The following is a 25697-nucleotide window of genomic DNA, read 5'->3' as shown; positions in this document are numbered from 1 at the left end:
TCGTGTTTGCGTCCCCCTCGATCCGGGAAGAGAGCAATGAAGACCTTGCCACTGATGACGATTCTGGCCGGAACGGCGCTCGCAGTGACCGGTTGCGCCGTTTATCCGGAACAAGACCCCTATTATGACCCGCCGATCGTGCGCGTGGCACCACCGCCGCCGCGCGTCGAATACGTCGGCCCGCCGCCGGTGGTCGGTTACGTCTGGATCGGCGGCTATTGGGACTGGGTGGGTACCCGCTACGTCTGGGTGCCGGGCCGCTGGGTTGAGCCGCGCCCCGGCTACGTCTGGGTGCCGCGTCGTTGGGAACGACATGACGACCACTGGCGGCCTTACGGCGGCCGCTGGGAGCGCGGCGAACCGCCCCGCGTCGTCGTTCCACCCGCCCCGCCGCCGCACATCGAGCACCGCGCTCCGCCACCGACCATCGAACACCGTCCCCCTCCGCCGCAGCCACCCGCCGCCCCGCCTCCGCCGCGCGTCGAGCCCCGCCCCTTCCCCGGCGTCGCACCCCGCCCCCCGGAGCGCCCGGAACCGCCACGCAGCGAGCTTGAGAGCCGCCGGCCGATGGTCGTCGATCCCGGCCGCTTGCCGGAACGCCGCGCCGAGCCGCCGCGCGTGGAACGTGACGATCGCGGCCGCGACAGTCGACGCGACGAGCGGCGCGATGACCACCGCTGGCGTGACCGCGATGGCGACGGCCGCCCGGACTTCCGTGACGGCCAGCGGCCGTGATCAGCCGGCCTTGTCCTCGTCCAGGCCGAGCTCGTCGATCTTGCGCGTCAGGGTGTTGCGGCCGATGCCCAGCAGCTGCGCCGCCTCGGCGCGTCGTCCGCCGGTCGCGGACAGCGCGCGGCGAATCAACGTCGCCTCGAAGGCCTGAATGAGCTTTTCCCAGACGGCGCCGGGTTCCCGAGCTAGGTGCTCGTCGGCCGCCGCAGCCAGATGCACGAGCCAGTCGGCGCCGGCTGTCGCCTGTTGGGGCGCTGCGCGCATTTCCGCCGGCAGATCGTCGATCTCGATCGTCTGGCCCGGCGCCATCACCGTCAGCCAGTGACAGAGGTTTTCCAGCTGCCGCACGTTGCCCGGCCAAGGCGCCGCCTGCAAGAAGCGCAGCGCGGCGTCGGACAGCCGCTTGGGCTCGACGCCGAGTTCGCGGGCGCTCGCCGCGAGGAAATGGCGCGCCAGCAGCGGGATGTCCTCGCGTCGTTCGCGCAAGGGCGGCAGCCGCAGGCGGATCACGTTGAGGCGGTGAAAGAGATCTTCGCGGAACAACCCGCTCTTGACGCGCGCTTCGAGATCCTGATGCGTCGCGGCGATGATGCGCACGTTGGCGCGCAGCGGCTCACGGCCGCCGACGCGATAGAACTGGCCGTCGGAAAGCACGCGCAACAGCCTTGTTTGCAATTCGGCCGGCATATCGCCGATCTCGTCGAGAAACAGCGTGCCGCCGGCGGCTTCCTCGAAACGGCCGCGACGTAAGCCGGTCGCGCCGGTGAAGGCGCCCTTTTCGTGACCAAACAGCTCGGATTCGAGCAGCTCGCGCGGAATCGCCGCGGTATTGATGGCAATGAAAGGGCCGTCCTTGCGCGGGCTGTGGCGGTGCAGGGCGCGCGCGACGAGTTCTTTGCCGGTGCCCGATTCGCCGTTGATCAGCACGGTGGCGCTGGATTGCGACAGGCGGCCGATGGCGCGGAACACCTCTTGCATCGCCGGCGCCTGCCCAAGGATTTCCGGCGCGATCGCGGCCGCCGCTGTCTCGTCGTTGCGCGGCTCGCCCTGGGCGACCATCGCCCGACGGACCAATGCCACGGCCTGATCGACATCGAAGGGCTTGGGCAGGTATTCGAAGGCGCCGCCCTGAAACGCCGCGACGGCCGAGTCGAGATCGGAATAGGCGGTCATGATGATGACCGGCAGATTGGGGTGCTTTTCTCTCACCTGCCGCAGCAGTTCGAGGCCCGAGGCGCCCGGCATGCGGATGTCGGAAATCAGCACGCGTGGCGTTTCACCGGCGGAGAGCTTGGCCAGTGCCTCGTCGGCCGAGCCGAAACTCGTGCTGCCAATGTCCTCGCGTGCGAGCGCCTTTTCCAGCACCCAGCGAATCGAACGGTCGTCATCGACGATCCAGACGGTATTCATGTCGCCCCCTTTTCTTCATGGCGCAGCGGCAGGCGCAGCGCGAAACAGGTCTGCCCGGGCCTCGAGGTGACCTCGATGCTGCCATGATGCTGCTGGACGAAGGTCTGCGCCAGCGCCAGCCCCAGCCCGGTGCCATTGCTACGGCCGGAGACCAGCGGATAGAAGATACGCTCGCGGATCTCTTCCGGAATGCCGGGGCCGTTGTCGATGATCTGCACCTCGAGCGCGAGGCGATGGCGCTTGCGGGCAAACGTCGCCTGGCGCAACGCGCGCGTGCGGATGAGGATCTCTCCCGTCCCATCCATCGCCTGGGCAGCGTTCCGGGCAATGTTGAGGATCGCCTGGATCAGCTGTTCGCGATCGCCGGTGATCTCGGGCAATGAAATGTCATAGTCACGGCGCACCTGCACGCCGGGAAATTCGGCGCGGATCAGCCGCCGCACGTGCTCGAGAAGCTCGTGGATGTTGAGCGGCGCCGGTTGCATCGCGCGATGCGAGGAGAGCAGCCGCTGCATCAGCGCCTGCAGCCGGTCGGCCTCGTGGATGATGACGTTCGTGTATTCGTTGAGCGTCGCCGCGTTGTCCATCGCGGCGAGCTCGCGCGCCAAAAGTTGCGCCGCGCCGCGGATGCCACCGAGCGGATTCTTGATCTCGTGGGCGAGATTGCGGATCAGTTCCTGGTTGGCGCGCTGCTGCACGGCTTCGCGCGCCTCGCGCGCCGCCCTGAGCTGCTGGTCGATCGGGCGGAATTCCAGCAGCAGCTTCGCTCCCGGCAGGTCTACCGGGGTCACGGTACAGTCGAGATGGAGCGGCTCCGCCTGCGCGCGCGCGACGAGGATGTCGTGGCCGGTGTAGCTCCAGCGGTTGGCGAGCGCATTGTCCAAGGCCTTCATCAGGGCCGGCGGGCTGCCGAGCAGCTGCGCCAGCGGCTGGCCGAGGCAGGTGCGCTGGCTGACGGCAAAGAGGTTTTCCGCGGCCGGGTTGCAATGGCGAATGCGCAGCTCGCCATCGAGCAGGATCACCGCGGAGGACAGCAGGTCGAGGCCGGCCAGGCCGGATTCGGTTTCCTTACGCTCATTCATGAGCGGAAATGGAGCAAGATGCGCGCCAGGGGAAGCGCTCTCACTTCAGGTTGGCGAGCTCCCGCCGCAGCGATTCGATGTTGCGCTCATGGAGCCGCACCTTGTCCCGGTAGCTCTGGATGCGCGCCTCGCGTTTCGCGCCCTGAATGCCGCCGCCGGCGATGCGTTCCTCGGGCAGGGTGAGATTCTCCTGTTCCGCCAATTCCTTCTTCGCCGCCTCGAGATTTTTTTCCTCGTTGGCGAGTTCCGTTTCGAGGATCGTACGCCGGTCGTTGTCGCGCGCCTTTTGCTGCTCGCCATTGACGCGCGGGAAATCGCCCGGCGTCGCCTGTCGTTCCTTGCGCGGCGGGGGCGAAAAGGTGGATACCGGCTTGTCCTGCGAGATGACCTCGCAGTTCTTGCCGGTCTTCTGGTTCGTGTAGGTGATGCGGCCGTCCGGACCCGTGCATTTGTAGAGCGTGTCGGCCCAAGCGTAAGGCACGATGACGGTGAGGATGAGCGGCAAGAGTCGTTGCGTCATGACGACAAGTGTATGCCAAAGCAGGCGAAACAAAAAGACGGGCCATGAGCCCGTCTTTTCGTGCCGTCCGGCGAGCGCCGAATTAGAGCGAATAGTACATCTCGTATTCGACCGGATGCGTGGTCATGCGGAACTTGGTGACCTCTTCCATCTTCAGCTCGATGAAGGCGTCGATGAAATCGTTGCTGAACACGCCGCCGCGGGTGAGGAACTCGCGATCCTTGTCGAGATAGTCGAGCGCCTGATCGAGCGAGGAACAGACGGTCGGGATCTTGGCATCCTCTTCCGGCGGCAGGTCGTAGAGGTTCTTGTCGGCCGGATCGCCCGGGTGGATCTTGTTCTGCACGCCATCGAGGCCGGCCATCATCATCGCGGTGAAGGCCAGATACGGGTTCGCGGTCGGATCGGGGAAGCGCACTTCGATGCGGCGCGCCTTGTCGGACTGCACGAAGGGGATGCGGATCGAAGCCGAGCGGTTGCGGGCCGAGTAGGCGAGCTTCACGGGCGCTTCGAAGCCGGGCACCAGACGCTTGTAGCTGTTGGTGCCAGGGTTGGTGATCGCGTTGAGGGCACGGGCGTGCTTGATGATGCCGCCGATGTAGTAGAGCGCGAACTCGGACAGGCCCGCATAGCCGTTGCCGGCGAAGAGGTTCTTGCCATCTTTCCAGATCGACTGATGCACATGCATGCCGGAGCCGTTGTCACCGACGATCGGCTTGGGCATGAAGGTGGCCGTTTTCCCATACGAATGGGCGACGTTATGCACGATGTATTTGAGGATCTGCGTCCAGTCGGCACGGCGCACCAGCGTCGAGAACTTGGTGCCGATCTCGCACTGGCCGGCGGTGGCGACTTCATGGTGATGCACCTCGACCGGCACGCCGCACTCTTCCAAGGCCAGCACCATCGCGGCGCGGATGTCGTTGAGGCTGTCGACCGGCGGCACCGGGAAGTAACCACCCTTGACCATCGGCCGGTGGCCGATGTTGCCGCCTTCGAACTTCTCGGCGGTGGCCCAGGCAGCCTCTTCCGAGAAGACCTTGCAATACGAGCCGGACATGTCCACCTTCCATTCGACCGAGTCGAAGATGAAGAACTCGGGCTCGGGGCCGAAATAGGCGGCATCGCCCAGCCCGGTGCTCTTCAAGTAGGCTTCGGCGCGCTTGGCGATCGAGCGCGGATCGCGGTCATAGCCCTTGCCGTCGGCCGGCTCGACCACGTCGCAGGAGAGGATCAGCGTGGTCTCGTCCATGAAAGGGTCGATGTAGGCGGTCGAGGGATCGGGCATCAGCAGCATGTCGGAGGCCTGGATGCCCTTCCAGCCGGCGATCGAGCTGCCGTCGAAGGCATGGCCGTCTTCGAATTTCTCGAGGCCGAAGGCGGAAACCGGCACGCCGACGTGCTGCTCCTTGCCGCGAATGTCGGTGAAGCGGAAATCGACGAACTTGACTTCCTTTTCTTCCACCATCTTGATGACGTCTTGGGGGGTCATGAAAAACGCTCCTAAAAGATGAATGATCCAGGGGAAAGCATCGAGCCGGGATATAGCAGCTCGCGTGCCAGGCGGGGACTACCAGATAAGGCATTGTGCCACAAAGGCTTGGATCGCATCGTCTGCGAGCATCTTGCACCACTGTGGTGCAAATCGAAAATGGTTCGCACCATTTTGGGGCAATCATTGCGTCATGCTGTCGTTTTCCGGATCGAGATGGATCAACACCTCGACGACTTCCGGATGTGCTGCGAGGACGCGTTTCCTTGCCACCTCGCTGATTTCGTGTCCCTCACGCACACTGATGTCGCCATCGACCTGCAGATGCACATCGACGAACACCCGGTGCGCCATGCGCCGCGTGCGCAGCTCATGCAGATCCTCGACGCCCGGCGTGGCGAGCAGCGTCTGACGGATCGCCGCGACCTCCTCCGCCGGCAGGCCGGTATCGATCAGCTCGCGCATCGCCTCCCAGGCGAAGCCCAGACCCGCCTTGACGATCATCGCGCCGACGATGATCGCCGCCACCGCGTCGGCGAAGGTGAAGCCGAGCAGCGCGCCGCCCACCCCGGCGGCGACGACCAGCGAGGAGAGCGCATCGGCGCGCGCATGCCAAGCATTGGCGATCAGCATCGGCGAGCGCAGGCGCTGCGCCACCTTGAGCATGTAGCGGAACAGCCCTTCCTTGCCGATCAGGGTGATGATCGCCGCCCACATCGCCGCGATGCCCACCGGCGGCAGCTGACCGATGTTCTGCAGGCGGCCGGCGGCTGAGATCAGGATGCCGGCGCCGGTGATCGTCAGCAGCAATCCGAGCACCAGCGAGGCGGCGGTTTCGAAACGGCCGTGACCATACGGGTGCTCTGCGTCGGCGCCCTGTGAACCCTTGTGGTTGGCCCAGAGCACGAAGGCATCCGAAACGATGTCGGAGAGCGTGTGCATCGCGTCGGCCACCAGCGCCATCGAATTGGCAACGAATCCGACGATCACCTGCATCACCGTCAGCACGACATTGACGACGACGCTCACCCAGGTGATGCGCTGGCCGGCGCGGAAGCGTTCGGGATCGACCGGGCCGTTGTTGGAGGGAATCGTGGCAGCCAAATCGTTATACTCGACGTGTTCAGAACGCTTGGATTCTACCTTTCATGCAGACCGCCACGATCGACTTCGAGCCTTTCAACGCACTGTCCGACCGCGACGCGCAGACGCGTATCGCCGCCGCGCGGGCAAAGCTCGGCAAACGCGCCGTGATCCTCTGTCATCACTACCAGCGCGCCGACGTCTATGCCCATGCCGATCTCACCGGCGACTCGTTGAAGCTCTCGCGCCTCGCTTCGCAGTCCGATGCCGAATTCATCGTCTTCTGCGGCGTGCATTTCATGGCCGAGGTCGCCGACATCCTCTCACGGCCAGAGCAGATTTCGATCCTGCCGGATCTCGCCGCCGGCTGCTCGATGGCCGACATGGCCAACCGCGCCAAGGTCGAACGCTGCTGGCGCGAGCTGTCGACCTTGCTCGATCCGGACGAGACGGTCACCCCCGTCACCTACATCAATTCCTCGGCCGATCTGAAGGCCTTCTGCGGCGAACACGGCGGCATCGTCTGCACCTCGTCGAATGCACCGAAGATCCTCGACTGGTCGTTTGCGCGCCGTGAGAAGGTGCTGTTCTTCCCCGATCAGCACCTCGGCCGCTGGAGCGGCCACAAGATGGGCATCCCGCTAGAACAGATGGTGCTGTGGAATCCCGATCTGCCGCTGGGCGGGCTCACTCCAGAGCAGATCCGCACGGCGAAGATCATCCTCTGGCATGGCTACTGCTCGGTGCACCAGATGTTCCGGCCGCAGCAGATCGAGCGTTTCCGCGCCCAGTATCCGGAAGGCAAGGTGATCTCGCATCCGGAATGCTGCTTCGAGGTCTGCGCGGCCTCCGATGTCGTCGGCTCGACGGAAACCATCATTCGCGTCGTCAAGGAATCGCCGCCCGGCACGCGCTGGCTGGTCGGCACCGAGTTGAACCTCGTCGAGCGGCTGGCGAAGGAAGTGGCACCGGAAGGCAAGATCGTCCAGTTCATGGCCGACATGGTCTGCATGTGCTCGACGATGCAACGCATCGACCCGCAGCATCTGGCCTGGACGCTGGAAAACCTCGCCGCCGGCCACGTCGTCAATCAGATCAAGGTGCCGGAACACGAAGCAAAGCTGGCGCAGATCGCCCTGGAGCGGATGCTCGCCGCCTCCTGAAGAAGGCTGCTGCCGTTCCGCCAGCGCCGACTTTTCGAGGTGAGTCGGCGCCCGGCGGAACGTCCTTGTTTCCGCCAGCGCCGACTTTCGCTTACTTCGGCGCCATGCTCTCCGGCATGCGCACCGCGATCACCTGCCCTTTCGCGGTCACCTGGCCATTGGCGGCGACGGTGATGTCGACGACGACCTTCTTCTCCTTCACCTCGACCGGCACGCCACGCAGTTCGAGCTCCACTCCCAATGGCGTCGGCGCGAGGAAATCCACCTTCAGCGACGCGGTGACGAAGCGCAGCGCCGGCAGGCTGCCCGGTTCGCGTCCCGCCGCACGATAGGCCGCGGCCGAGGCCGTGCCGGTGCCATGACAGTCGATCAGCGAGGCGATCAGCCCGCCATAGACATAACCGGGGATCGCCGTGTGATAGGGCTTGGGCATGAAATGGGCAATGGTTTCCTTGCCGTCTTCGCTCCAGTAGCTCTTCAGCTGGTGACCGTGCGGGTTGTTCTTGCCGCAGCCGTAGCAATGGGCGAGATCGTCGGGGTAGTAATCCTGGAATGCAAGTGAATTCATCGGCAGCTCCTCAGGGACTCGAGGATGATACGCAAGGGCTAGAATCGCGCCAACATGCTCACCATCGCCACCTGGAACATCCACAAGGGCTTCTCGCAATTCAACCGCCGCATGGTGGTGCATGAACTGCGCGAACGGCTGCGTGCGCTCGATGCCGACATCGTCTTCCTCCAGGAGGTACAGGGACGCCACGAGCGCCATGCGGCACGTCACGAGGACTGGCCGGAAGAGCCGCAGCACGAATTCCTCGCCGCCGATGTGTGGGAAAACCATGCCTACGGCTGTAACGTCGTCTATGACCACGGCCATCACGGCAATGCGATCCTGACGCGCTTTCCGATCCTCGCCTCGCACAATCAGGATGTCACGCGGCTGCGCTTCGAAAAACGCGGCCTGCTCTATTGCGTCGTCGCGGTGCCGGAGCTGCCCGCGCCGCTCCATTGCGTCTGCGCGCATCTGTCGCTGTTCGGACGCTCACGCCGTCACCAATACGATGCCCTGGCTGCCTTCATCGAGGCGAACGTGCCCCATGATGCGCCGCTCATCATCGCCGGCGATTTCAACGACTGGCGCGGTCGCGCCTGCGACCTCCTGGCGCCCCGGCTCGGGCTGACGGAGGCTTTCGCCGCCGCCGATCCTTTCGCGCGGCGACCGACGCGCAGCTTTCCGGCCGCGCTGCCGCTCTTGCGGCTCGACCGCATCTATGTGCGTGGCCTGGCCATCGAGCGCTGCGCCGTGCACCACGGCCCGCCGTGGTCGATGCTGTCCGACCACGCCGCGCTGACCGCCTGCCTGTCGCTTCCCGCCGCAGCAACCACCGGCGCGCCGTGAGCGTGGATTTCCTGCCCGGCAACCGCATCGCGCTGCTGGAAACCGGCGCGCAATATTTCCCGGCACTGCTCGAAGCCATGGGCGCCGCCAAACGTTCGATCCGGCTGGAAACGTACATCTTCGCCGCCGATACGACCGGCCGCACCGTCACTGCCGCGCTGGCCGCCGCGGCGCGGCGCGGTGTCGACGTGCGCGTGCTGGTCGATGGCTTCGGCGCGCGCGATTTCGCGGACGGGCTGGGGCGTGAAATCGTCGCCGCCGGTGGCGCCGTCGAGGTCTATCGGCCCGAATTGGCGCGGCTGCGCCTGCGGCGCCATCGCCTGCGCCGGCTGCACCGCAAGCTCGCCGTCATCGACGACCGCATCGCCTTCGTCGGCGGCATCAACATCATCGACGACGAAGACACCCCCGGGCTCGGCCCGCGCTTCGACTATGCGGTGCGCATCGAAGGGCCGCTGGTGGCGCCGATCTGCGCGAGCATGTTGCACTTGTGGCGCTTGGTCGGCTGGGCGCGGCTCAAGCGCCGGCCGCCCAAGCCGCCGCTCGATCCATGCGGGCAAGCCGGCACCGTCGGCGACGTCGCCGCCGCCTTCGTCGTGCGCGACAACCTGCGCCATCGCCGCGACATCGAGGAAGCCTATCTCGAAGCGCTCGCCGGCGCGCGGCACGAGGTGCTGATCGCGAATGCCTATTTCCTGCCCGGCCGGCGCTTCCGCCACGCCCTGATCGCTACGAGCCGCCGCGGCTGTCAGGTCAGCGTGCTGTTGCAAGGCCAGGTCGAATACGCACTGCTGCATTACGCCACCCAGGCGCTGTATGGCCAGCTCCTGAAAGATGGCATCCGCATCTTCGAATATGGCAAGGGCTTCCTGCACGCCAAGGTCGGCGCCATCGACGACGACTGGGCGACGGTCGGCTCGTCGAACATCGACCCATTCAGCCTGCTGCTCGCCCGCGAAGCCAACGTCATCGTCAAGGACAGCCGCTTCACCGGCATCTTGCGCGCCAGCCTGATGCGGGCGATCGGCGAAGACGCCGTCGAAATCACTGCCGCAGAACTCGAGCGCCGCGGCTGGCTCGCCCGCAGCTTGCGCTGGCTAGCCTATGGCCTGGTGCGGCTGATGTTGGGCCTCACGCGTTATGGCGGTGAGGATTATCGGGAGTAGGCACGGGCGCCGTTATCCGCTTCGGCACGCGCGCCAGATCCCAGTTCTCCCGCGCCCAAGACCAGAAATCGGCGCTGGTGGCACGGCACAGGTCCGCGGGCGGAGTCATGCCGAGAAACCGTGCCGCGGCGATGAGCGATACGACCGGATCGCGCGCCTCGACCGGCGCCGCCCTGGTCTGCTTCGACAACTTCGCCCCCGTCGCATCGACCGCCACCGGTAGGTGGGCATGCTGCGGCGTCGGAAAGCCGAGCAGTCGCTGCAGGAAAATCTGCCGCGCGGTGGAATGGATCAGATCCGCGCCGCGCACCACGTGATCGACCCCCTGATCGGCATCATCGACCACCACCGCGAGCTGATAGGCGAATAAGCCATCGGCGCGCAACAACACGCAATCGCCCACCTCGCGCGCGAGATCCTGATGCTGCGGCCCCTGCACCAGATCGACGAAGTCGATCGCACCCGAAACGCGCAGGCGCCAGGCACGCGCCTGCTTCCCCGCTGGCAATCCTCCGCGGCAGGTGCCGGGATACACCGGCGCACCATCGACACCAGGCGGCGCCGTGGCCAATTCCGCCCGTGTGCAGCCACAAGGATAGACGGCGCCCTGGCGCTGCAAGGTTTCCAGAACCTCGCGGTAACGGGCCGTGCGCCGGCTCTGATACATCACCTCGCCATCCCATTCGAAGCCGAATGCTGCCAATGTCGCGAGAATACTGTCAGCATATTCCTGCCTACAGCGCGGCCGGTCGACGTCTTCGATGCGCACTAGCCACTTGCCGCCGCGCGCCTTCGCTTCCAGATAAGAGCCGAGCGCGGCGACGAGCGAGCCGAAATGCAAAGGCCCCGTCGGCGACGGCGCGAAACGACCGCAGGGAACCGGAACGATTTGCCTCATGGCGCTATTTTCGCCGAACGGGTAGGATGCAGGTTTTCCACCCAACAAAACGGAGCGCCCGATGGCCACCATTCAGCTGACCTCGCAAAACTTCAAGGATGTCATCAACAACAACGACATCGTCATCATCGACTTCTGGGCCGACTGGTGCGCCCCGTGCCGTTCCTTCGCGCCGACCTTCGAGGCCGCCTCGGACAAATACCCCGAGATCGCCTTCTGCAAGGTCAACACCGAAGAGGAACGCGAAATGGCCGCCGGCTTCAACATTCGCTCGATCCCGACGCTGATGGTGTTCCGCGACCAGATCATCCTCTACGCCGAAGCCGGTGCCCTGCCGCCTGCCGCGCTCGACCAGCTGATCGAGCAGGTCAAGGCGCTCGACATGGACGCCGTGCGCGCCGAAATCGAAGCCGAGATCGCCGCCGAGGAACAGCAGCAACGGCAGTGACGCCGTGGCGGCATTCCAGGCCGCCACAGGGCAAGATGGCCCATCGAGAGAGCATGTCACCCCGCCTCTGAAGATAAAATTCGCTCCCGTTTCAACCACTGCACAAGGAGATCGACATGGGTAAAGGTGATCGCCGCTCCCTGCGCGGCAAGCTCTTTCGCGGCAGCTATGGCAAGCGCCGCTCGCACGAGACCAACCGTCCGCAACGCGAGCTGCAGCCGCCGCCGGTCGCTGCACCGAAGACCCAGGGCTGATGAAGTCTGACGCTGCCGGCCGTGCGCTTGCCGCCCGGCCGCGCGGCCCCTTGATTCGACCGTCGTGACACCTTATTTTTCAGGTGTCCGCTTTTCCTCGTTCACTCAAGGAGATCCATCATGGCCGATCCGCAACTGATCCAGGAAAAACTCAAGCTCGATCAAGAATTCGCCGAGTACACCCGGCAGCACGGTTTCGATTACGCGCAGTATTGCGCGCCGCCCGCGGGCAGCTGGTATGAGAGCTATCGCCAGCGCGTCAAGGCGATCGAGGACAAGATGCTGACCAAGCTAGAGTATTGGAAGCCGAAGGACTGAGCGCAGGTAAAAACTCTGCTGCGCGCGTCGGTGCGGCGTCCGTAGGGTGCCGTCCCGCCAGCGCCGACTGTGCGAGGTGAGTCGGCGCCCGGCGGGACGTTTTCATTTCCGCCAGCGCCGACTGTGCGAGGTGAGTCGGCGCCCGGCGGGACGTCCTCATTTTCGCCAGCGCCGATTTTCAGTCGAGGTCTTCGCCCCAGGCGGCGCGGTAACGTGCGGCGATTTCCGCGCGCGTCGGTTTGTGGTTCTGGCCGCCGCGGTGGGCGATCTTGATCGCGCCCATGAGACTCGCCAGCCGCCCGGTTTTTTCCCAGCTCCAGCCTTTCTCGATGCCATAGAGCAAGCCGGCGCGATAGGCATCGCCGCAGCCGGTGGGGTCGAGCAGCGCTTCGGGTGTGACGGCGGGAATGTCGATCACCGAGCCGTCGGCATAGATGCGCGAGCCATTGCCGCCCAGGGTGACGACGAGCGCCCTCACTTCGCGCGCCAACTCTTCCAGTGGCCTGCCGGTGCGCTCAGTCATCAGCTTGGCTTCGTAGTCATTGACCGTGCAATAGTCGGCCAGCCGCAGGAATTCGCGCAGTTCGGCGCCATCGAACATCGGCAGCCCCTGACCGGGATCGAAGACGAAGGGGATGCCGCGCTCGTGGAATTCGCGCGCGTGCTGCAGCATGCCTTCGCGGCCGTCCGGCGCGACGATGCCGAGCGAGACATCGCGCACCTCGCCGATGCGGTTTTCATGCGAGTAGTTCATCGCGCCGGGATGAAAAGCCGTGATCTGGTTGTCGTCGAGATCGGTGGTGATGAAGGCCTGCGCGGTGTAGGTGTCGGGCACGCGGCGCACATGGGTAGCATCGAGGCCGAGTTTCTTCAGCCGCAGCATGTAGGGCTCGCAATCGTCGCCAACCGCCGCCATGATCAGCGGGTTGCCGTCCAGCAGGTGCAGGTTGTAGGCGATGTTGCCGGCGCAGCCGCCATATTCGCGCCGCATGTCCGGCACCAGGAAGGCGACGTTGAGGATGTGGATCTGCTCCGGCAGGATGTGGTGCTTGAAGCGGTCTTTGAAGACCATGATGGTGTCGTAAGCGAGCGAGCCGCAGATGAGGGTACGCATGGCAGAGGTCAGGGATCAGGGATCAGGGATCAGGGATCAGAGGTTGCGTCGGGGGTTTCTTACCGCTAGGGATAGAACACATAGAGGCGATAGCCGGCCGCGGCGACGTCGTCCGCTTTCAGGCGCAGATCGATGGCGATCTCGCTTCGGGCGGCAAACCCCTCCGCCGGATCACGGCCGGTGGGTAGGTAATCGACGGGGGCGAGCACCTTGCGCACCAGCGCGGCATCCTGGGTGTCGGTGAGCGTGAGTTCCAGATGCGGATAATCCTGTGCGAACGGCGCCCGGTTCTTCAGCGTCGCGGTGAGCTTCAGCACTTTGCCTTCCTCTCCTTCGGGCACGAGGTCCGAAGTTTCGATGCCGACGAGATCAGGCCGGACGGGCCGCGGCAGCGTGCAGCCGAATGCGTCGCACGCCGCCGCCAGCAACGGCCGCAGCTCGGGTGAGATGACGGCCAATTCGCTGCGGAAGACATAGACGAGCTGGCCGACGAACAGCAACGCCAGGAGGACGATGCCGATCGCCCACGGCCAGCGGCGCGGGCGCGCCGCCACGGCGGGCACGCCTGCCACTGCCTCTTCCTCTGCCGGCGGCTCCGCTTCAGGAATCGGCTCGGACTCCACTTCCGGCGCCGATACGGCTGGTTTCGATGCGGTTGGCTCAGGCTCGGGTTCAGGCTCAGGCTCAGGCTCAGGCTCAGGCTCAGGCTCAGGCTCGGGCTCAGGCTCAGGCTCAGGCTCAGGTTCTGGTTCTGGTTCTGGTTCTGGTTCTGGCTCGGGTTGGGGTTCGGGTTCTTCTTTTGGCGCCGAAACGGGCGTCGCCGCGGTTTCCTGCAGCGGGGTGCCGACCATTTCGTTGCGATACGCCGGGCCTTCGTTCGCTGCGATGACGGATGAATCGGGGACCGTTGGCGCGGCGGGCGGCGGAACGACGGCGACGATTTCGTCGCTCAGGCTCTCCAGCGCATCGAAGACCTGCCGGCAGACCCCGCAGCGCACTTTGCCCTGGCGGAGTTTGAGTTGTTCGGCCGTGACGCGGAACTGCGTCAGACAGTGCGGGCAGCGGGTCAGCATGCCAAGAGTTTATTTCATTCCTTCCAGCCTGACCCAGCCATCAAGCACGGCGCCGATCCGCAGGGGAAGATAGGGTGCATAGGCGGCGATGACCTGTTCCGCCTGGGTTTCGAGCACGCCGGAGAGCGCCAGCCGACCGCCGGTTTCGAGCCGCGCGCTGAGCAGCGGGGCGAGGAGCATCAGGGGATTGGTGAGGATGTTGGCGACGACGCGCTCGAAGCGCTCGTCGAGCGGCTCGTTGGAGCCCAAGAGCCGGATCGTGACGTCATTGCGGGCCGCATTCTCGGCGGCAGAGGCGAGCGCCGCCGGATCGACATCCACCCCTGCCGTTCGGCCAGCGCCGAGTTTCTTCGCGGCGATCGCCAGGATGCCCGAGCCGCAGCCGTAATCGAGCACCGAACAGCCAGGCGTGACATTCGCTTCGAGCCATTCGAGGCACAGCCGCGTGGTCGGATGCGAGCCGGTACCGAAAGCGAGCCCCGGATCGAGCGCCAGATTGATCGCCGCCGGATCGGGCGCCTCATGCCAGGAAGGCACGATCCACAGCCGCTCGGAAATGCGGATCGGCTCGAACTGGGATTGCGTCAGCCGCACCCAGTCGGCTTCGGCGACCTCCTCGAAGGGGATCGTGGCTGGGACGGCGAGTCCGGCTTCTTTCAAGGCGGTGACGATCCGTTCGCGCAAATCGTCCGAGGGTTCGAATAGGGCGACGACCCGGCTTTGCTCCCACAACGGTGTCGTCGGTGAGCCGGGCTCGCCGAATTGCGGCGTCTCGAATTCGGTGCCGGCCAGCGCATCTTCGACCGAGACCGAAATCGCCCCGGCGGTGAGAAGCGCATCCGAAAGCTTATCGGCGTGCTGGGCGTCGGTTTCGATGGCGACGGAAAGCCACATCGTCAGTAGCGCACTCGCGGCGAAACGTGGCGGGCACTCACTTTCGCGTGGCTTCCTCGCGCGCGGCGAGCTTTTCTTCGAGATAGTGGATGCTCGCGCCGCCCTCGATGAAATTCTGGTCGAGCAACAGATCCTGATGCAACGGGATGTTGGTCTTGATACCCTCTACCATCATCTCGGAGAGCGCGATGCGCATGCGGCGGATGGCCTGCTCGCGCGAGTCGCCATAGGAAATCACCTTGGCGATCATCGAATCGTAGTGCGGCGGCACCGTGTAGCCGGAATAGACATGCGAATCGACGCGGATGCCCGGCCCGCCGGGCGGATGCCAGTTGACGATCTTGCCCGGAGATGGCGTGAACTTGAATGGATCTTCGGCGCAGATACGGCATTCGATCGCATGGCCGCGAATCTCGACGTCACGCTGGCGGAACCAGAGTTTTTCGCCGGCGGCGACGCGAATCTGCGCCTGCACGATGTCGATGCCGGTGACGAGTTCGGTGACCGGGTGCTCGACCTGCACGCGCGTGTTCATCTCGATGAAGTAGAACTCGCCGTTTTCATAGAGGAACTCGAAGGTGCCCGCGCCGCGGTAACCGATGCGGCGGCAGGCTTCGGCGCAGCGTTCGCCGATGCGCGCGATGGTGCGGCGGTTGATGCCCGGCGCTGGCGCTTCCTCGATCACTTTCTGGTGACGACGCTGCATCGAGCAGTCGCGCTCGGAGAGCCACACCGCGTTGCGGTAATTGTCGGCCATCACCTGGATTTCGATGTGACGCGGGTTTTCGAGGAACTTCTCCATATAGACCATCGGGTTGCCGAAGGCGGCCTGAGCCTCGGAACGAGTCATCGTCACCGCGTTGATGAGCGCCGCCTCGGTATGCACGACGCGCATGCCGCGGCCACCGCCGCCGCCCGCCGCCTTGATGATCACCGGATAGCCGATGGCGCGGGCGATCCTGACGATTTCCTTCGGATCTTCGGGCAATGCGCCCTCGGAGCCGGGCACGCAGGGCACGCCCGCTTCCTTCATCGCATTCTTGGCCGAGACCTTGTCGCCCATCAGCCGGATCGTCTCGGCCTTCGGGCCGATGAAGACGAAACCGGACCTTTCGACACGTTCGGCGAAATCGGCGTTCTCGGAGAGGAAGCCGTAGCCGGGATGGATCGCCTGGGCGTCGGTGACTTCCGCCGCGGAGATGATCGCCGGGATGTTCAGGTAACTCAGATTCGACGCCGGCGGGCCGATACAGACCGATTCGTCGGCGAGCTTGACGTATTTGGCCTCGGCATCGGCGGTCGAATGCACGGCCACGGTGCGGATGCCCAGCTCGCGGCAGGCGCGCAGCACCCTGAGCGCGATCTCGCCGCGGTTGGCGATCAGGACTTTCTCGAACATCGCCATCAGCCGATCACGAACAGGGGTTGATCGAATTCCACCGGCTGGCCGTTCTCGACCAGGATCGCCTTGACGACGCCGTCGGCATCGGACTCGATCTCGTTCATCAGCTTCATCGCCTCGATGATGCACAAGGTGTCACCCTTCTTGACCGTCTGGCCGACCTCGACGAAGGGGGGCGAGCCGGGGCTGCCGGCACGATAGAAGGTGCCGACCATCGGCGCCTTGACGACATGGCCTGCCGGTTCGGTCGGCGCGGCGGGCTCGGACGCGGCCGTCGGCGCCGGCGGCACGGCAGGCGCTGGCGCGGCCGCTGGCCCCATCGGCATGTTGATCGTCGTGGTGCTCGGCAGGACGGCCAACTGCTTGGCGATGCGGATCTTTTCGTCGCCTTCGCTGATTTCCAGCTCCGAGATGCCGGAATTCTGCACCAGGTCGATCAAGGTCTTGAGTTTTCTCAGGTCCATGTGGTTCCTCCCACCCGCAGGGTTTCAGCGGGCATTCGATGATTTTGAACGCTCCCGGGGGAGCGGATTACGTGCGGATGCGGGCGAGCGCGGCTTCGAGCGCGAGCAGATAGCCCTGCGCGCCGAGACCACAGATCGTGCCGACGGCGAGCGCCGAGAAATAGGAATGCTGCCGGAACGACTCGCGGGCAAAGATGTTCGACAGATGCACTTCGATGAACGGGATGCCGACCGCCGCCAGCGCATCGCGCAACGCCACGCTGGTGTGGGTGTAACCGGCGGGATTGATGATGATGAATTCGATGCCTTCGGCGCCGGCGGCCTGGACGCGGTCGATCAGCTCGCCTTCGCCGTTGCTCTGGAAGCTTTCGATCTGCACGCCGGCCGCGCGGGCACGCGCTTCCATCATCGCGTGAATATCCGCGAGCGTGGTGCGGCCATAGACATCCGGTTCGCGGCTGCCCAAGAGGTTCAGATTCGGGCCGTGCAGCACCAGGATGCGCGCCTTCAACGCAGCGCCACTATCCTTTTTGGCAGAAGATTTTTTGCGGGTTGAATTCGACATGGCTGCTAGTTTGCCGCAAATCGAAGCAGTTTGTCCAGTTTACCTATTTTCCGCCGCCAGCAGGGCCTCGACGGCCGCCACTTTGGCACGAGGTCGGATGCGACCGTCCGCGCCCTTGACATTGACGCGTTCCTCGCGCGGCGGCAGCACGATCAGGTTGGCCGGCAACGCCTCGTCGTCGATCACCAGCAGCGCCTCGACCCGCTCGTTCCTCGGCGTGCCGTGATGAAAGGGGATGCCCTGATCGAGCAGGAAGATTTCGACCTCCTTGGCGCTGTCCGGGAACAACAGGATGTCGATGCGCGAGTGACGCGTGGCGGTACCTTCGAGCACCGAACCGGTGAGCCAGGGAGAGAACCGTTCCAAGCGGCGCATCAGGAAAACGGCCGCTTCACGCAGCCAGGCCAACCGCTCGGCCTGCTCCTCTTCCTGATAGATCGCCTGATAGTCGCGTACGGCTTCTTCGACTTCGGCGTTGCCCGGCAACGGAAAATTCGCCGGCAGGCCCAGCTGTCGCGCCGCTTTTCTCTTCGCCAGACCGTATTCCATGCCGTCTTCGGCGATCAGTCGCGCGGCGGCGTGGGCCAGTTCGGAGCGCAACACCGGAGAATGACGATTCTGGACGCTCGACGGACGATTGCGGCGGGACATCTCGATGTCTCCCGTAGAATGGCCCCACCATTGTAGCCCCATCATCCCCATGCACCTCCACATCCTCGGCATCTGCGGCACCTTCATGGGCGGTATCGCCTTGCTCGCCCGCGCCGCCGGCCACCAGGTCACCGGCTGCGATGCCAACGTCTATCCGCCGATGAGCACTCAGCTCGAGGCCGCAGGCATCCGCCTCATCGAGGGTTATGGGGCCGAGCAGATCGGGCTCGACGCCGACCTATGGGTGGTCGGCAATGCCATTTCGCGCGGCAATCCGCTGCTGGAGGCGATCCTCGCGCGCGGACTTCCCTACACCTCCGGACCGCAATGGCTCGCCGAGCACATCCTGCAGGGCAAATGGGTGCTCGCGGTGGCCGGAACCCATGGCAAGACGACGACTTCCGCGATGCTCGCCTGGATCCTCGCCGACGCCGGACTCGACCCCGGCTTTCTGATCGGCGGGGTGCCGAAGAATTTCGCCAGGTCGGCCCATTTCAGCGAATCTGCCTTCTTCGTCGTCGAAGCCGACGAATACGACACGGCTTTCTGCGACAAGCGTTCCAAGTTCGTCCATTACCGGCCGCGCACGGCGATCCTCAACAATCTCGAATACGATCATGCCGACATCTTTCCAGATCTCGCCGCGATCGAAACGCAATTCCATCACTTCGTGCGGACGATCCCCGGCAATGGCCTGATCGTCGCCAATGCCGTCGAGCCTGCGCTCGAACGGGTGCTCGCGCGCGGCTGCTGGACGCCGGTGGAACGCTTCAACGACCCGGCGGGCTGGCGGACGAGCGGCGACGATGCCGACGGTTCTCTCATCATTCACGACAAGAACGGCGAAGTTGGCCGGATTTACTGGCAGTTGGCAGGGGCGCACAATCGCAGCAACGCACTGGCGGCGCTCCTCGCCGCCCGGCACGCCGGCGTGCCGATCGCGCAGGGGCTCGCAGCGCTTTCCCGTTTCGAGAACGTCAAACGCCGCCTCGAAGTGCGCGGTGAGGCCAAAGGTGTCACCGTCTATGACGACTTCGCCCACCACCCGACCGCGATCGCCAAGACGCTGGCCGGCCTGCGCGGCCGCGTGGGCCCAGCGCGCATCCTCGCCGTGCTGGAGCCGCGCTCGAACACGATGAAGCTCGGCACGATGAAGGAGGCGCTCCCGGGCAGTCTGAATGCAGCCGACCGGGTGTTCTGCTACGCAGCGAACCTCGGCTGGGACGCTGCCGCCGCCTTGGCGCCGCTGGGCGAGAAGGCGCAAGTGAGCGCCGACCTCGATGATCTCGTGCTTCGCATCGTCGCGGCGGCACGGCCCGGCGACCACGTGCTGGTGATGAGCAACGGCGGCTTTGGCGGCATCCATGAGAAGCTGCTCGCTGCACTGGGCGGCTGAATTGTTTATCAAGATCGTCATCATCCTCTTGCTGCTGATCGTCGCCGCCAGCCTGCTCGTGCAGCGCGCCGGCCCGCCCGCCCGCCGTGCGCGTGCGAACCTGCGCCCGCTGGTCCAGCGCTTGGCCTTCGTGCTGCTCGGCATCGCGGTAGGTGCGGCGCTGGTGCATTTTCTCTCGGGCTGCGCGCCACCGCCGGAAAAGCGCTTCCATGCCCAGGATGTCAGCGGCGCCGACTACGGGCAGCTGGCGCTCCTGGACGGCTTCACCACGCATACGGGGAGCCGTGTCGCCAGCGCCGACTTTCGTGGCAAGGTCGTCGTGGTGTTCTTCGGTTATACGCACTGCCCGGACGTTTGCCCGACGACGCTGGCGAACCTGAAAGGGGTGATGCGCCTCATCGGCGCGGATGCCGACCGCGTGCAGGTGCTGTTCGTCACCCTCGATCCGGAACGCGACACGCCAGCGCGACTGGCCGAATACGTGCCCCAGTTCGACGGACGTTTTCTCGGCCTCTTCGCCAATCCCGACACGACACGGCAAGCCGCGCGGGGTTTCAAGGTGATCTACCGCAAGGTCGGAGAAGACGCCGAAAACTATGGCATCGACCATACGGCCGACAGCTTCGCCTACGATCCACAGGGTCGGCTGCGACTGAAGATTCCCCATGGCATGACGGCCCGGCAAATTTCCGAGGATTTGAGTAAGCTATTGGCTGGCCAATAGATCGGACAGCCCATGCTCCGCGCGCTTTCCATACAACCCGGCGTCCTCGCCACGACCCTCGCGGCGGCCGGCATCCTGGCGATCACGATGGGGGCGCGTCAGTCGATGGGCTTGTTCGTCGGCCCGATCAACACGTCGACCGAGCTCGGCATCACGACGATCAGCCTCGCGCTCGCCATCGCCCAGTTCGTCTGGGGTGCGGCGCAACCCGTCGCGGGCGGGCTTGCCGACCGCTTCGGCCCGCGCCCCGTGCTGATCGGCGGCCTGGTGATCGCCGCGCTCGGCTCCGCCTTGACGCCCTTCATGACCTCAGGGCTGGGTCTGGCGTTCGCGATCGGCCTGTTGACCGCGATCGGTTCCGGCGCCAGCAGCTTCTCGGTGCTGATGGGCGCCGCCGCCCAGCGGCTACCGCTCGAAGCGCGCGGCGCGGCCTCGGGGGTGATCAACGCCGGCGGCTCCTTCGGCCAGTTCGTCTTCGCGCCGATCGTGCAGAGGCTGATCCAGACCTTCGGCTGGATGAGCGCGATGTGGGCACTCGCCCTGATGACGCTGGCCGCACTGCCGCTGATCGGCAGACTGACGAACTCCGCCGCTGCCGTCGTCAGGCATGCAGAAGCCGATCACGGCATCGGACACGCCATCGGCAGCGCGCTGCAGGATCGCAGCTATCTGTTGCTGCACGCCGGTTTCTTCACCTGCGGCTTCCACATCGCCTTCCTCGTCACCCACCTGCCGGGGGAGGTCGATCTGTGTGGCCTGCCGCCTTCGGTGGCGAGCTGGTCGTTGGGGATCATCGGTTTGGCCAATATCTTTGGCAGCCTCTACGCCGGCTCATGCGTGGCGAAATATCGCAGCAAGCACGTGCTGGCGGCGATGTACGGCTCGCGGGCGCTGCTGATCGCGGCCTACCTGATGGCCCCGCGCACCGAGCTGACCTTTTACCTGTTCGCCGCTGGGCTGGGTTTCACCTGGCTGGCCACCGTGCCCCCGACCGCGGCCCTGGTCGGCAAGCTGTTCGGCGTGCGTTATCTGGCCACGCTGTTCGGGCTGACGCTGCTCACCCACCAGATCGGCGGTTTCTTCGGCGCGTATCTGGGTGGCCTGGCGATCTCCGCCTTCGGCGATTTCGGCTGGATGTGGTATGCCGACATGGCGCTCGCGGCGCTCGCCGCCCTGATCAATTTGCCGATCCGCGAAGCGCCGATCATTCGTCCCGCAGCGGCATGAAGCAAAACGGGCCGCAAGCGGCCCGTTCGTCCCGGAAAGCTTACCGGCTCACATCCGCGCCGCGAGAACGCCGCGCATCTTCTGCATCGCCTTGGCTTCGATCTGGCGGATGCGTTCGGCCGAGACGCCGTATTCGGCGGCGAGTTCGTGCAGCGTGGCGGCTTCCTCGCCGTCTTCGACCAGCCAGCGGCGCTTGACGATGTTCCGGCTGCGTTCGTCGAGCTTTTCGAGCGCCTCGGCGAGGCCCGTATCCTGCAGCCGGTCGCGCTCCTTGCGTTCGAGCTGGACCGAGGGTTCGACACTGCTGTCGGCCGCGAGATAAGCGATCGGCGCGTAGGGTTCGTCCTCGTCCTCGGTCAGCGGTTCGAGCGAGATGTCGGCGCCATTCATGCGCGTTTCCATCTCGACCACTTCCTCGGGCTTGACGCCGAGCTGGCGTGCCACGGATTTGACTTCCGCCGGGCTGAGACTGGCGAAGCCGGCCTCACTCTGGGCATCGTGGGCGAGCGCGGACTTCATGCTGCGCAGGTTGAAGAAAAGCTTCCTCTGCGCCTTGGTCGTCGCAACCTTGACGAGCCGCCAGTTCTTCAGGATGTATTCGTGAATCTCGGCCTTGATCCAGTGCAGGGCGAAAGACACCAGGCGCACGCCGCGGTCGGGATCGAAGCGCTTGACCGCCTTCATGAGGCCGATGTTGCCTTCCTGGATCAGGTCGGCATGCGGCAGGCCATAGCCGAGATAGCCACGCGCGACGGCGATCACCAGCCGCAGGTGGGAGAGGACCAATTGCCGCGCGGCATCGAGATCGCCCTCGTCACGGAAGCGCCGCGCCAGGTGCTGCTCTTCCGCTTCGCTCAGCATCGGAATGCGATTGGCGGCCGCGATATAGGCTTCGAGGCTGCCCGTGGCGGAGGGAACCGGAAACTGGGCTAGGGTCAATGCTTGGCTCATGTCGGTCTCCTTCTCGAATTTCTCGGTTGAATATTAGCACTCTGCATTCGAGAGTGCTAATCGAGGAAAGTTCCCGACTATATTACTCAAGTTTTGCCAACGGGTGCAAGGGGAGCCCCCGAATGATTTCACTGCGGATATCCGCAGGTAAGGCCTGGCGGGACCGTTCGGCTTCGGCGCGTGTCTCGAAGCTGACGAAACAGCAGGCGCCTGACCCTGTCATGCGCGCATCGCCGAAGCGGCGCAGCTCACTCAGATGCCGCGCCACCTCGGGATAGAGCGCGCAGGCCACCGGCTCCAGATCGTTGTGGCCGAAGCCTGGCCGCCAGTCGGCAGGACGAATCGCCGGCGTGGCGCGCTGGAGAGCGGGCGAGCGAAAAATCGCCGCCGTGGGCACCTGCACCGCGGGAAAGCTCAACAAATACCAGGCGTCGGGCACCGCCACGTCGGTGAAGCGCTCGCCGACGCCTTCGGCGAAGCAGTTGCGGCCATGGATGAACACCGGCACGTCGGCGCCGAGGCGCAGGCCGATCTCCTGCAAGCGCTCGCGCGACAGATTCAGGCCCCAGAGCCGGTCGAGGGCGATCAGCGTGGTGGCGGCATCGGAACTGCCGCCGCCCAGGCCACCGCCCATCGGGATGTGTTTTTCGAGGTAGATGGTCGCGCCCAGTGCCGTTCTACCAGCGCCGACTTTCAACATCTCCGCCGCGCGCACCACCAGATCCAGTTCCGGCGGCACACCCGGGGTCGGTGTGGCGAGCACGATGCGCCCGTCACTGCGCGGCTCGAAGCGCAGCGTGTCGGCGAGCTCGATGAAGCGGAACACCGTCTGCAGCAGGTGGTAGCCGTCCGAGCGTCGGCCGACGACGTGCAGGAACAGATTGAGCTTGGCCGGCGCCGGCCAGGCCCGATTCCACTCGTTCATTGCGCTTCCCGCCATGCGTCGATCTTCAATCGCACCGTGATGTCCTCGCGCTTGAGCTCGATCAACGTCGGCAGACCATCGGGCGCGCCGTTCTCCCGTCCGAGGATCTCGACACGCCAGCCTTCGGTGTCGGCGAGATCGCCCAGCAGCCAGCGCGCGGCGCCGTTGAGCGGCAGCGCGACGCCGAATACTTCCTGCGCCAGCGCGTTCCAGTCGTCGGCCACATGCGTGCGGCCATCGGCCAGCGTCAGCCGCGCGCCACCGGCATCGCGCACCAGTTCCGCCATGCCCTGACCCAACGGCGTAGTCAGCAGAATCACATCGCTTGCCGGGGCGTGCCGCCAATCGAGATTGGCGTAATGGCGCATCTCGCCCTGTCGCACGGCGATGCGGCCGTCGATGGCGAAACGCTCGACCTGCGGCAGCGGCGGATGGGGGGGCGCCACCGGCACGGCGGCACAGCCGGCCAGAACGAGCAGGCAGACGAGGATGAGGCGAATCAGAATCAAGGCAGGAAACGCTTGATGGTCTCGGCCAGCGCTTCGTTGGCGGGATTGGCTCTGCGCGCCTTCTCCCAGGTCTGACGCGCCTCCTCCTTGCGACCAAGCGTCCAGAGCACTTCGCCGAGGTGGGCGGCGATCTCGGGATCGGCACGCAGGCCATAGGCATGCTGCAGGGCTTCGAGCGCCGCCTGCATTTCGCCCTGCCGGAACAGCACCCAGCCCTTGCTGTCGAGGATGAACGGATCGTCCGGCGCGAGTTCGAGTGCCCGGTCGATCAGCGCGCGCGCCTCGGCGAGACGGATGTTGCGGTCGGCGAGTGAAAAGCCCAAGGCATTGTAGGCATGCGCATGGTCGGGCCGGAGCTCGATCAGGCGGCGCAGACGGCTTTCCATCTCGTCGACACGGCCGAGCCGCTCGGCGAGCAGCGCCGCTTCGTAGAGCAGCTCGGGTTCGTCGGGCTGGCGTTCCAGCGCGGCGACGAGCACCGCATGCGCATCGGCGATGCGCCCGGCCTCGCGCAAGAGCTGCGCTTCGCCGATGACGAGCTGGTTGCGCTCGCGTGGCGTGCCGGCTTCCGCGCTGTGCAGCGTTTCGCGCGCCGCGTCGAGCTTGCCCTGTTTCGCGAGCACGCCTGCGGCGTGCAGCCTTGCCGGCAGGTAATGTTCGCCGCGGCCGACCGCATCGAACCATTTGAGCGCATCATTCCAACGCTTGCCTTCTTCGGCGATCTGACCGAGGAAGAAGCGCGCCCGGTCGGCCTCGGGATGGTCGATGTCGACGAGGCGGCGCAGATGTTTTTCCGCTTCCTGCGTGTCGTTGAGCTGCAATGAGAGCACCGCGACGGCAAAGACGATGTCGCCGTTCTTGGCCGGATCGGCCGCGCCTTGCTCGAGCAGGATGCGGAATTCACGCCGCGCTTCTTCATAGCTTCGATCGTTGGCCAGCGCCCGCGCATAGGCGAGGCGCGCCTCGCGTGCCTGGGGATTCGCAGCCACGAACTGACCGAGCTCTTGCATCGCCACGTCATGATTCGCGGTGATCTGGGCACGGAACAGCGCGGCGAGTTCCCAGTCGGGCTTCAGCTCGAGCGCACGCTGCAGCGCTGCGCGGGCGGCGGTCAGTTCGCGCGCTTCGAAGGCGGCCTGGGCGCGCGCGAAATGCGCTTCCGGCAGTTCCAGGTAGGGCGTCGTGACCTGATCGACGATCTCCCGCACCGCCTTGCGGTCGCCGCCGCGGGCGAACAGCCGGTTCAGGCGCATCAGATTGCCGGGCAGCTGGCGCGCATCGGCCGCCAGCCAGGCGGGCAACGCGACTTTCAGCTCCTCGAATCGACCGGCAGCCGCCAACAGGCCGATCATCGCCTGGCGGGCCGCTGCCGATTCCGGATCGCTTTCCAGCCAGAGGCGCGAAGCGGCGAGCGCGGTCTCGATACGGCGACCATGCAGCGCGATTTCGGTCGCCCGCCGCGCGATGCGCGGATCACGCGTCGTGCGGGCGAGATCCAGATACAGCTCGCCGGCCTCGTCGAGCCGTCCGCGCCGGGCGGCGATTTCCGCGAGCAGGAATTCCTGCAGCATGCGGGGCGTGAGCGCCTGCTTTGGCAGCCGTGCACGCAAAGCAGCTTCCTCGGCTGCAGCCGCCTCATCCGCTTTCGCCTGTGCCGCCGCTTGCGCTTCCGCCTGCGCCTTGGCTGGCGCCTCTGGCGCCGGACGCACCGAGTGTTGCAGCGGCGCGCAGCCAGCGAGCAGCGCGGCGGCGATAAGGAAAGACAGCGGCAAAGACTTCATCATGATGCGATCCGGCGGGCGGAAACGTGCGTCTACAATGGCGTCATGTTAGCAGT

Annotated in this window: 28 protein-coding genes; 10 read left to right on the top strand and 18 right to left on the bottom strand. The window is 65.4% G+C overall.

The window, feature by feature from the left end; all coding sequences use genetic code 11:
• The first annotated feature begins 36 nt into the window (after positions 1-36).
• Positions 37-735: a YXWGXW repeat-containing protein gene (locus M52SOB_RS14005; protein WP_131110101.1), complete on the top strand. Its 699-nt coding sequence runs from the start codon at positions 37-39 to the stop codon at positions 733-735.
• On the opposite strand, the gene ntrC is transcribed toward M52SOB_RS14005, so the two are convergent.
• The 5 genes from ntrC to M52SOB_RS01200 form a co-directional block, all read right to left on the bottom strand.
• Positions 736-2142, bottom strand: coding sequence for a nitrogen regulation protein NR(I) (gene ntrC / locus M52SOB_RS01220; RefSeq protein ID WP_131110099.1), 1407 nt, complete (start codon positions 2140-2142; stop codon positions 736-738).
• The gene (gene glnL / locus M52SOB_RS01215) at positions 2139-3224 is read right to left on the bottom strand and encodes a nitrogen regulation protein NR(II) (protein WP_131110097.1); all 1086 of its coding nucleotides are present in this window, start codon (positions 3222-3224) and stop codon (positions 2139-2141) included. The genes ntrC and glnL overlap by 4 nt, the downstream gene beginning before the upstream one ends.
• Positions 3225-3264: 40 nt before the next feature.
• A complete protein-coding gene (locus M52SOB_RS01210; protein WP_131110095.1) occupies positions 3265-3744 on the bottom strand; it encodes a DUF4124 domain-containing protein in 480 nt (159 codons plus the stop codon).
• An 82-nt stretch (positions 3745-3826) separates the two neighbouring features.
• Positions 3827-5236: a type I glutamate--ammonia ligase gene (glnA, locus tag M52SOB_RS01205; RefSeq protein ID WP_131110093.1), complete on the bottom strand. Its 1410-nt coding sequence runs from the start codon at positions 5234-5236 to the stop codon at positions 3827-3829.
• Positions 5237-5419: 183 nt separating this feature from the next.
• Complete coding sequence (locus M52SOB_RS01200) at positions 5420-6340, bottom strand: cation diffusion facilitator family transporter (RefSeq protein WP_131110091.1); 921 nt, start codon at positions 6338-6340, stop codon at positions 5420-5422.
• A gap of 44 nt (positions 6341-6384) precedes the next feature.
• On the opposite strand from M52SOB_RS01200, the gene nadA reads away from it, so the two are divergent.
• Entirely contained in the window at positions 6385-7482 is a 1098-nt protein-coding gene (nadA, locus tag M52SOB_RS01195; RefSeq protein WP_131110089.1) for a quinolinate synthase NadA, read from the top strand.
• A gap of 91 nt (positions 7483-7573) precedes the next feature.
• Here the strand turns inward: nadA and M52SOB_RS01190 are convergent, their stop codons facing one another.
• Positions 7574-8050 carry a PaaI family thioesterase gene (locus M52SOB_RS01190; RefSeq protein WP_131110088.1) on the bottom strand — a complete coding sequence of 159 codons (477 nt, stop codon included), beginning with the start codon at positions 8048-8050 and terminating at the stop codon, positions 7574-7576.
• Positions 8051-8104: 54 nt separating this feature from the next.
• On the opposite strand from M52SOB_RS01190, the gene M52SOB_RS01185 reads away from it, so the two are divergent.
• Both M52SOB_RS01185 and clsB read left to right on the top strand, forming a co-directional pair.
• Positions 8105-8881 carry an endonuclease/exonuclease/phosphatase family protein gene (locus M52SOB_RS01185; RefSeq protein WP_131110086.1) on the top strand — a complete coding sequence of 259 codons (777 nt, stop codon included), beginning with the start codon at positions 8105-8107 and terminating at the stop codon, positions 8879-8881.
• 2 nt (positions 8882-8883) lie between these two features.
• A complete protein-coding gene (gene clsB / locus M52SOB_RS01180; RefSeq protein WP_131112376.1) occupies positions 8884-10047 on the top strand; it encodes a cardiolipin synthase ClsB in 1164 nt (387 codons plus the stop codon).
• On the opposite strand, the gene gluQRS is transcribed toward clsB, so the two are convergent.
• Positions 10013-10945, bottom strand: coding sequence for a tRNA glutamyl-Q(34) synthetase GluQRS (gluQRS, locus tag M52SOB_RS01175; protein WP_131110084.1), 933 nt, complete (start codon positions 10943-10945; stop codon positions 10013-10015). The two genes, clsB and gluQRS, sit on opposite strands and share 35 nt — an antisense overlap.
• Positions 10946-11006: 61 nt before the next feature.
• Between gluQRS and trxA the strand changes: the two genes are divergently transcribed.
• From trxA to M52SOB_RS01160, 3 genes are all read left to right on the top strand, one after another.
• Positions 11007-11393 carry a thioredoxin gene (trxA, locus tag M52SOB_RS01170; RefSeq protein WP_131110082.1) on the top strand — a complete coding sequence of 129 codons (387 nt, stop codon included), beginning with the start codon at positions 11007-11009 and terminating at the stop codon, positions 11391-11393.
• A gap of 116 nt (positions 11394-11509) precedes the next feature.
• Positions 11510-11647: a 30S ribosomal protein THX gene (locus M52SOB_RS01165; protein WP_131110079.1), complete on the top strand. Its 138-nt coding sequence runs from the start codon at positions 11510-11512 to the stop codon at positions 11645-11647.
• Between the two features lie 120 nt (positions 11648-11767).
• Entirely contained in the window at positions 11768-11965 is a 198-nt protein-coding gene (locus M52SOB_RS01160; protein ID WP_131110077.1) for a hypothetical protein, read from the top strand.
• A gap of 178 nt (positions 11966-12143) precedes the next feature.
• Here M52SOB_RS01160 and M52SOB_RS01155 read toward each other — a convergent pair whose 3' ends face one another.
• The 7 genes from M52SOB_RS01155 to M52SOB_RS01125 all read right to left on the bottom strand — a co-directional run bounded on the left by M52SOB_RS01155 (position 12144) and on the right by M52SOB_RS01125 (position 18128).
• Positions 12144-13079, bottom strand: coding sequence for a carbohydrate kinase family protein (locus M52SOB_RS01155; RefSeq protein WP_131110075.1), 936 nt, complete (start codon positions 13077-13079; stop codon positions 12144-12146).
• 65 nt (positions 13080-13144) lie between these two features.
• Complete coding sequence (locus tag M52SOB_RS01150) at positions 13145-14152, bottom strand: DUF3426 domain-containing protein (RefSeq protein WP_131110073.1); 1008 nt, start codon at positions 14150-14152, stop codon at positions 13145-13147.
• Positions 14153-14161: 9 nt separating this feature from the next.
• Positions 14162-15046, bottom strand: coding sequence for a 50S ribosomal protein L11 methyltransferase (prmA, locus tag M52SOB_RS01145; protein WP_131110071.1), 885 nt, complete (start codon positions 15044-15046; stop codon positions 14162-14164).
• Between the two features lie 37 nt (positions 15047-15083).
• The gene (accC, locus tag M52SOB_RS01140; RefSeq protein WP_131110069.1) at positions 15084-16445 is read right to left on the bottom strand and encodes an acetyl-CoA carboxylase biotin carboxylase subunit; all 1362 of its coding nucleotides are present in this window, start codon (positions 16443-16445) and stop codon (positions 15084-15086) included.
• Between the two features lie 5 nt (positions 16446-16450).
• Positions 16451-16912: an acetyl-CoA carboxylase biotin carboxyl carrier protein gene (gene accB / locus M52SOB_RS01135; RefSeq protein WP_131110067.1), complete on the bottom strand. Its 462-nt coding sequence runs from the start codon at positions 16910-16912 to the stop codon at positions 16451-16453.
• Positions 16913-16979: 67 nt separating this feature from the next.
• Positions 16980-17477, bottom strand: coding sequence for a type II 3-dehydroquinate dehydratase (gene aroQ / locus M52SOB_RS01130; protein ID WP_131110065.1), 498 nt, complete (start codon positions 17475-17477; stop codon positions 16980-16982).
• Between the two features lie 39 nt (positions 17478-17516).
• Positions 17517-18128 (bottom strand): hypothetical protein, encoded by a 612-nt coding sequence (locus tag M52SOB_RS01125; protein WP_131110063.1) that lies wholly within the window; start codon positions 18126-18128, stop codon positions 17517-17519.
• A 49-nt stretch (positions 18129-18177) separates the two neighbouring features.
• Here M52SOB_RS01125 and mpl point away from each other — a divergent pair, with 49 nt between their 5' ends.
• From mpl to M52SOB_RS01110, 3 genes are read left to right on the top strand one after another with little or no spacing between them, the layout of a single operon-like run.
• Positions 18178-19524 (top strand): UDP-N-acetylmuramate:L-alanyl-gamma-D-glutamyl-meso-diaminopimelate ligase, encoded by a 1347-nt coding sequence (gene mpl, locus M52SOB_RS01120; protein ID WP_131110061.1) that lies wholly within the window; start codon positions 18178-18180, stop codon positions 19522-19524.
• Positions 19493-20248 (top strand): SCO family protein, encoded by a 756-nt coding sequence (locus tag M52SOB_RS01115; RefSeq protein WP_131110059.1) that lies wholly within the window; start codon positions 19493-19495, stop codon positions 20246-20248. Before mpl ends, M52SOB_RS01115 begins: the two co-directional genes overlap by 32 nt.
• A 12-nt stretch (positions 20249-20260) precedes the next feature.
• Positions 20261-21475, top strand: coding sequence for an MFS transporter (locus tag M52SOB_RS01110; protein WP_131110057.1), 1215 nt, complete (start codon positions 20261-20263; stop codon positions 21473-21475).
• Between the two features lie 48 nt (positions 21476-21523).
• Here the strand turns inward: M52SOB_RS01110 and rpoH are convergent, their stop codons facing one another.
• The 4 genes from rpoH to M52SOB_RS01090 form a co-directional block, all read right to left on the bottom strand.
• Positions 21524-22426 (bottom strand): RNA polymerase sigma factor RpoH, encoded by a 903-nt coding sequence (gene rpoH, locus M52SOB_RS01105; RefSeq protein ID WP_131110055.1) that lies wholly within the window; start codon positions 22424-22426, stop codon positions 21524-21526.
• Between the two features lie 82 nt (positions 22427-22508).
• The gene (gene ispE, locus M52SOB_RS01100) at positions 22509-23351 is read right to left on the bottom strand and encodes a 4-(cytidine 5'-diphospho)-2-C-methyl-D-erythritol kinase (RefSeq protein WP_131110053.1); all 843 of its coding nucleotides are present in this window, start codon (positions 23349-23351) and stop codon (positions 22509-22511) included.
• Positions 23348-23860: an outer membrane lipoprotein LolB gene (locus tag M52SOB_RS01095; RefSeq protein ID WP_131110051.1), complete on the bottom strand. Its 513-nt coding sequence runs from the start codon at positions 23858-23860 to the stop codon at positions 23348-23350. Before M52SOB_RS01095 ends, ispE begins: the two co-directional genes overlap by 4 nt.
• Positions 23857-25644, bottom strand: coding sequence for a tetratricopeptide repeat protein (locus tag M52SOB_RS01090; protein ID WP_284155140.1), 1788 nt, complete (start codon positions 25642-25644; stop codon positions 23857-23859). The genes M52SOB_RS01095 and M52SOB_RS01090 overlap by 4 nt, the downstream gene beginning before the upstream one ends.
• Positions 25645-25697: the final 53 nt, after the last annotated feature.

The sequence above is a fragment of the Sulfuricystis thermophila genome (assembly GCF_004323595.1).
GTDB classification, from domain to species: Bacteria; Pseudomonadota; Gammaproteobacteria; order Burkholderiales; family Rhodocyclaceae; genus Sulfuricystis; species Sulfuricystis thermophila.
The sequence above is the reverse complement of the archived record's forward strand: the minus strand, read 5'-3'. Positions and strand labels throughout refer to the sequence as shown.

Excerpts from the sequence above, each read along its gene's own strand:
- aroQ (WP_131110065.1), bottom strand. The coding sequence starts at position 17,477 with ATGTCGAATTCAACCCGCAAAAAATCTTCTGCCAAAAAGGATAGTGGC.
- M52SOB_RS01155 (WP_131110075.1), bottom strand. The coding sequence starts at position 13,079 with ATGCGTACCCTCATCTGCGGCTCGCTCGCTTACGACACCATCATGGTC.
- accC (WP_131110069.1), bottom strand. The coding sequence starts at position 16,445 with ATGTTCGAGAAAGTCCTGATCGCCAACCGCGGCGAGATCGCGCTCAGG.
- nadA (WP_131110089.1), top strand. The coding sequence starts at position 6,385 with ATGCAGACCGCCACGATCGACTTCGAGCCTTTCAACGCACTGTCCGAC.
- M52SOB_RS01210 (WP_131110095.1), bottom strand. The coding sequence starts at position 3,744 with ATGACGCAACGACTCTTGCCGCTCATCCTCACCGTCATCGTGCCTTAC.
- mpl (WP_131110061.1), top strand. The coding sequence starts at position 18,178 with ATGCACCTCCACATCCTCGGCATCTGCGGCACCTTCATGGGCGGTATC.
- M52SOB_RS01090 (WP_284155140.1), bottom strand. The coding sequence starts at position 25,644 with ATGATGAAGTCTTTGCCGCTGTCTTTCCTTATCGCCGCCGCGCTGCTC.
- rpoH (WP_131110055.1), bottom strand. The coding sequence starts at position 22,426 with ATGAGCCAAGCATTGACCCTAGCCCAGTTTCCGGTTCCCTCCGCCACG.
- accB (WP_131110067.1), bottom strand. The coding sequence starts at position 16,912 with ATGGACCTGAGAAAACTCAAGACCTTGATCGACCTGGTGCAGAATTCC.
- trxA (WP_131110082.1), top strand. The coding sequence starts at position 11,007 with ATGGCCACCATTCAGCTGACCTCGCAAAACTTCAAGGATGTCATCAAC.
- M52SOB_RS01125 (WP_131110063.1), bottom strand. The coding sequence starts at position 18,128 with ATGTCCCGCCGCAATCGTCCGTCGAGCGTCCAGAATCGTCATTCTCCG.
- M52SOB_RS01150 (WP_131110073.1), bottom strand. The coding sequence starts at position 14,152 with ATGCTGACCCGCTGCCCGCACTGTCTGACGCAGTTCCGCGTCACGGCC.
- M52SOB_RS01115 (WP_131110059.1), top strand. The coding sequence starts at position 19,493 with ATGAGAAGCTGCTCGCTGCACTGGGCGGCTGAATTGTTTATCAAGATC.
- glnL (WP_131110097.1), bottom strand. The coding sequence starts at position 3,224 with ATGAATGAGCGTAAGGAAACCGAATCCGGCCTGGCCGGCCTCGACCTG.
- M52SOB_RS14005 (WP_131110101.1), top strand. The coding sequence starts at position 37 with ATGAAGACCTTGCCACTGATGACGATTCTGGCCGGAACGGCGCTCGCA.
- prmA (WP_131110071.1), bottom strand. The coding sequence starts at position 15,046 with ATGTGGCTTTCCGTCGCCATCGAAACCGACGCCCAGCACGCCGATAAG.
- M52SOB_RS01160 (WP_131110077.1), top strand. The coding sequence starts at position 11,768 with ATGGCCGATCCGCAACTGATCCAGGAAAAACTCAAGCTCGATCAAGAA.
- ntrC (WP_131110099.1), bottom strand. The coding sequence starts at position 2,142 with ATGAATACCGTCTGGATCGTCGATGACGACCGTTCGATTCGCTGGGTG.
- gluQRS (WP_131110084.1), bottom strand. The coding sequence starts at position 10,945 with ATGAGGCAAATCGTTCCGGTTCCCTGCGGTCGTTTCGCGCCGTCGCCG.
- M52SOB_RS01165 (WP_131110079.1), top strand. The coding sequence starts at position 11,510 with ATGGGTAAAGGTGATCGCCGCTCCCTGCGCGGCAAGCTCTTTCGCGGC.
- M52SOB_RS01110 (WP_131110057.1), top strand. The coding sequence starts at position 20,261 with ATGCTCCGCGCGCTTTCCATACAACCCGGCGTCCTCGCCACGACCCTC.
- M52SOB_RS01185 (WP_131110086.1), top strand. The coding sequence starts at position 8,105 with ATGCTCACCATCGCCACCTGGAACATCCACAAGGGCTTCTCGCAATTC.
- M52SOB_RS01190 (WP_131110088.1), bottom strand. The coding sequence starts at position 8,050 with ATGAATTCACTTGCATTCCAGGATTACTACCCCGACGATCTCGCCCAT.
- glnA (WP_131110093.1), bottom strand. The coding sequence starts at position 5,236 with ATGACCCCCCAAGACGTCATCAAGATGGTGGAAGAAAAGGAAGTCAAG.
- ispE (WP_131110053.1), bottom strand. The coding sequence starts at position 23,351 with ATGAACGAGTGGAATCGGGCCTGGCCGGCGCCGGCCAAGCTCAATCTG.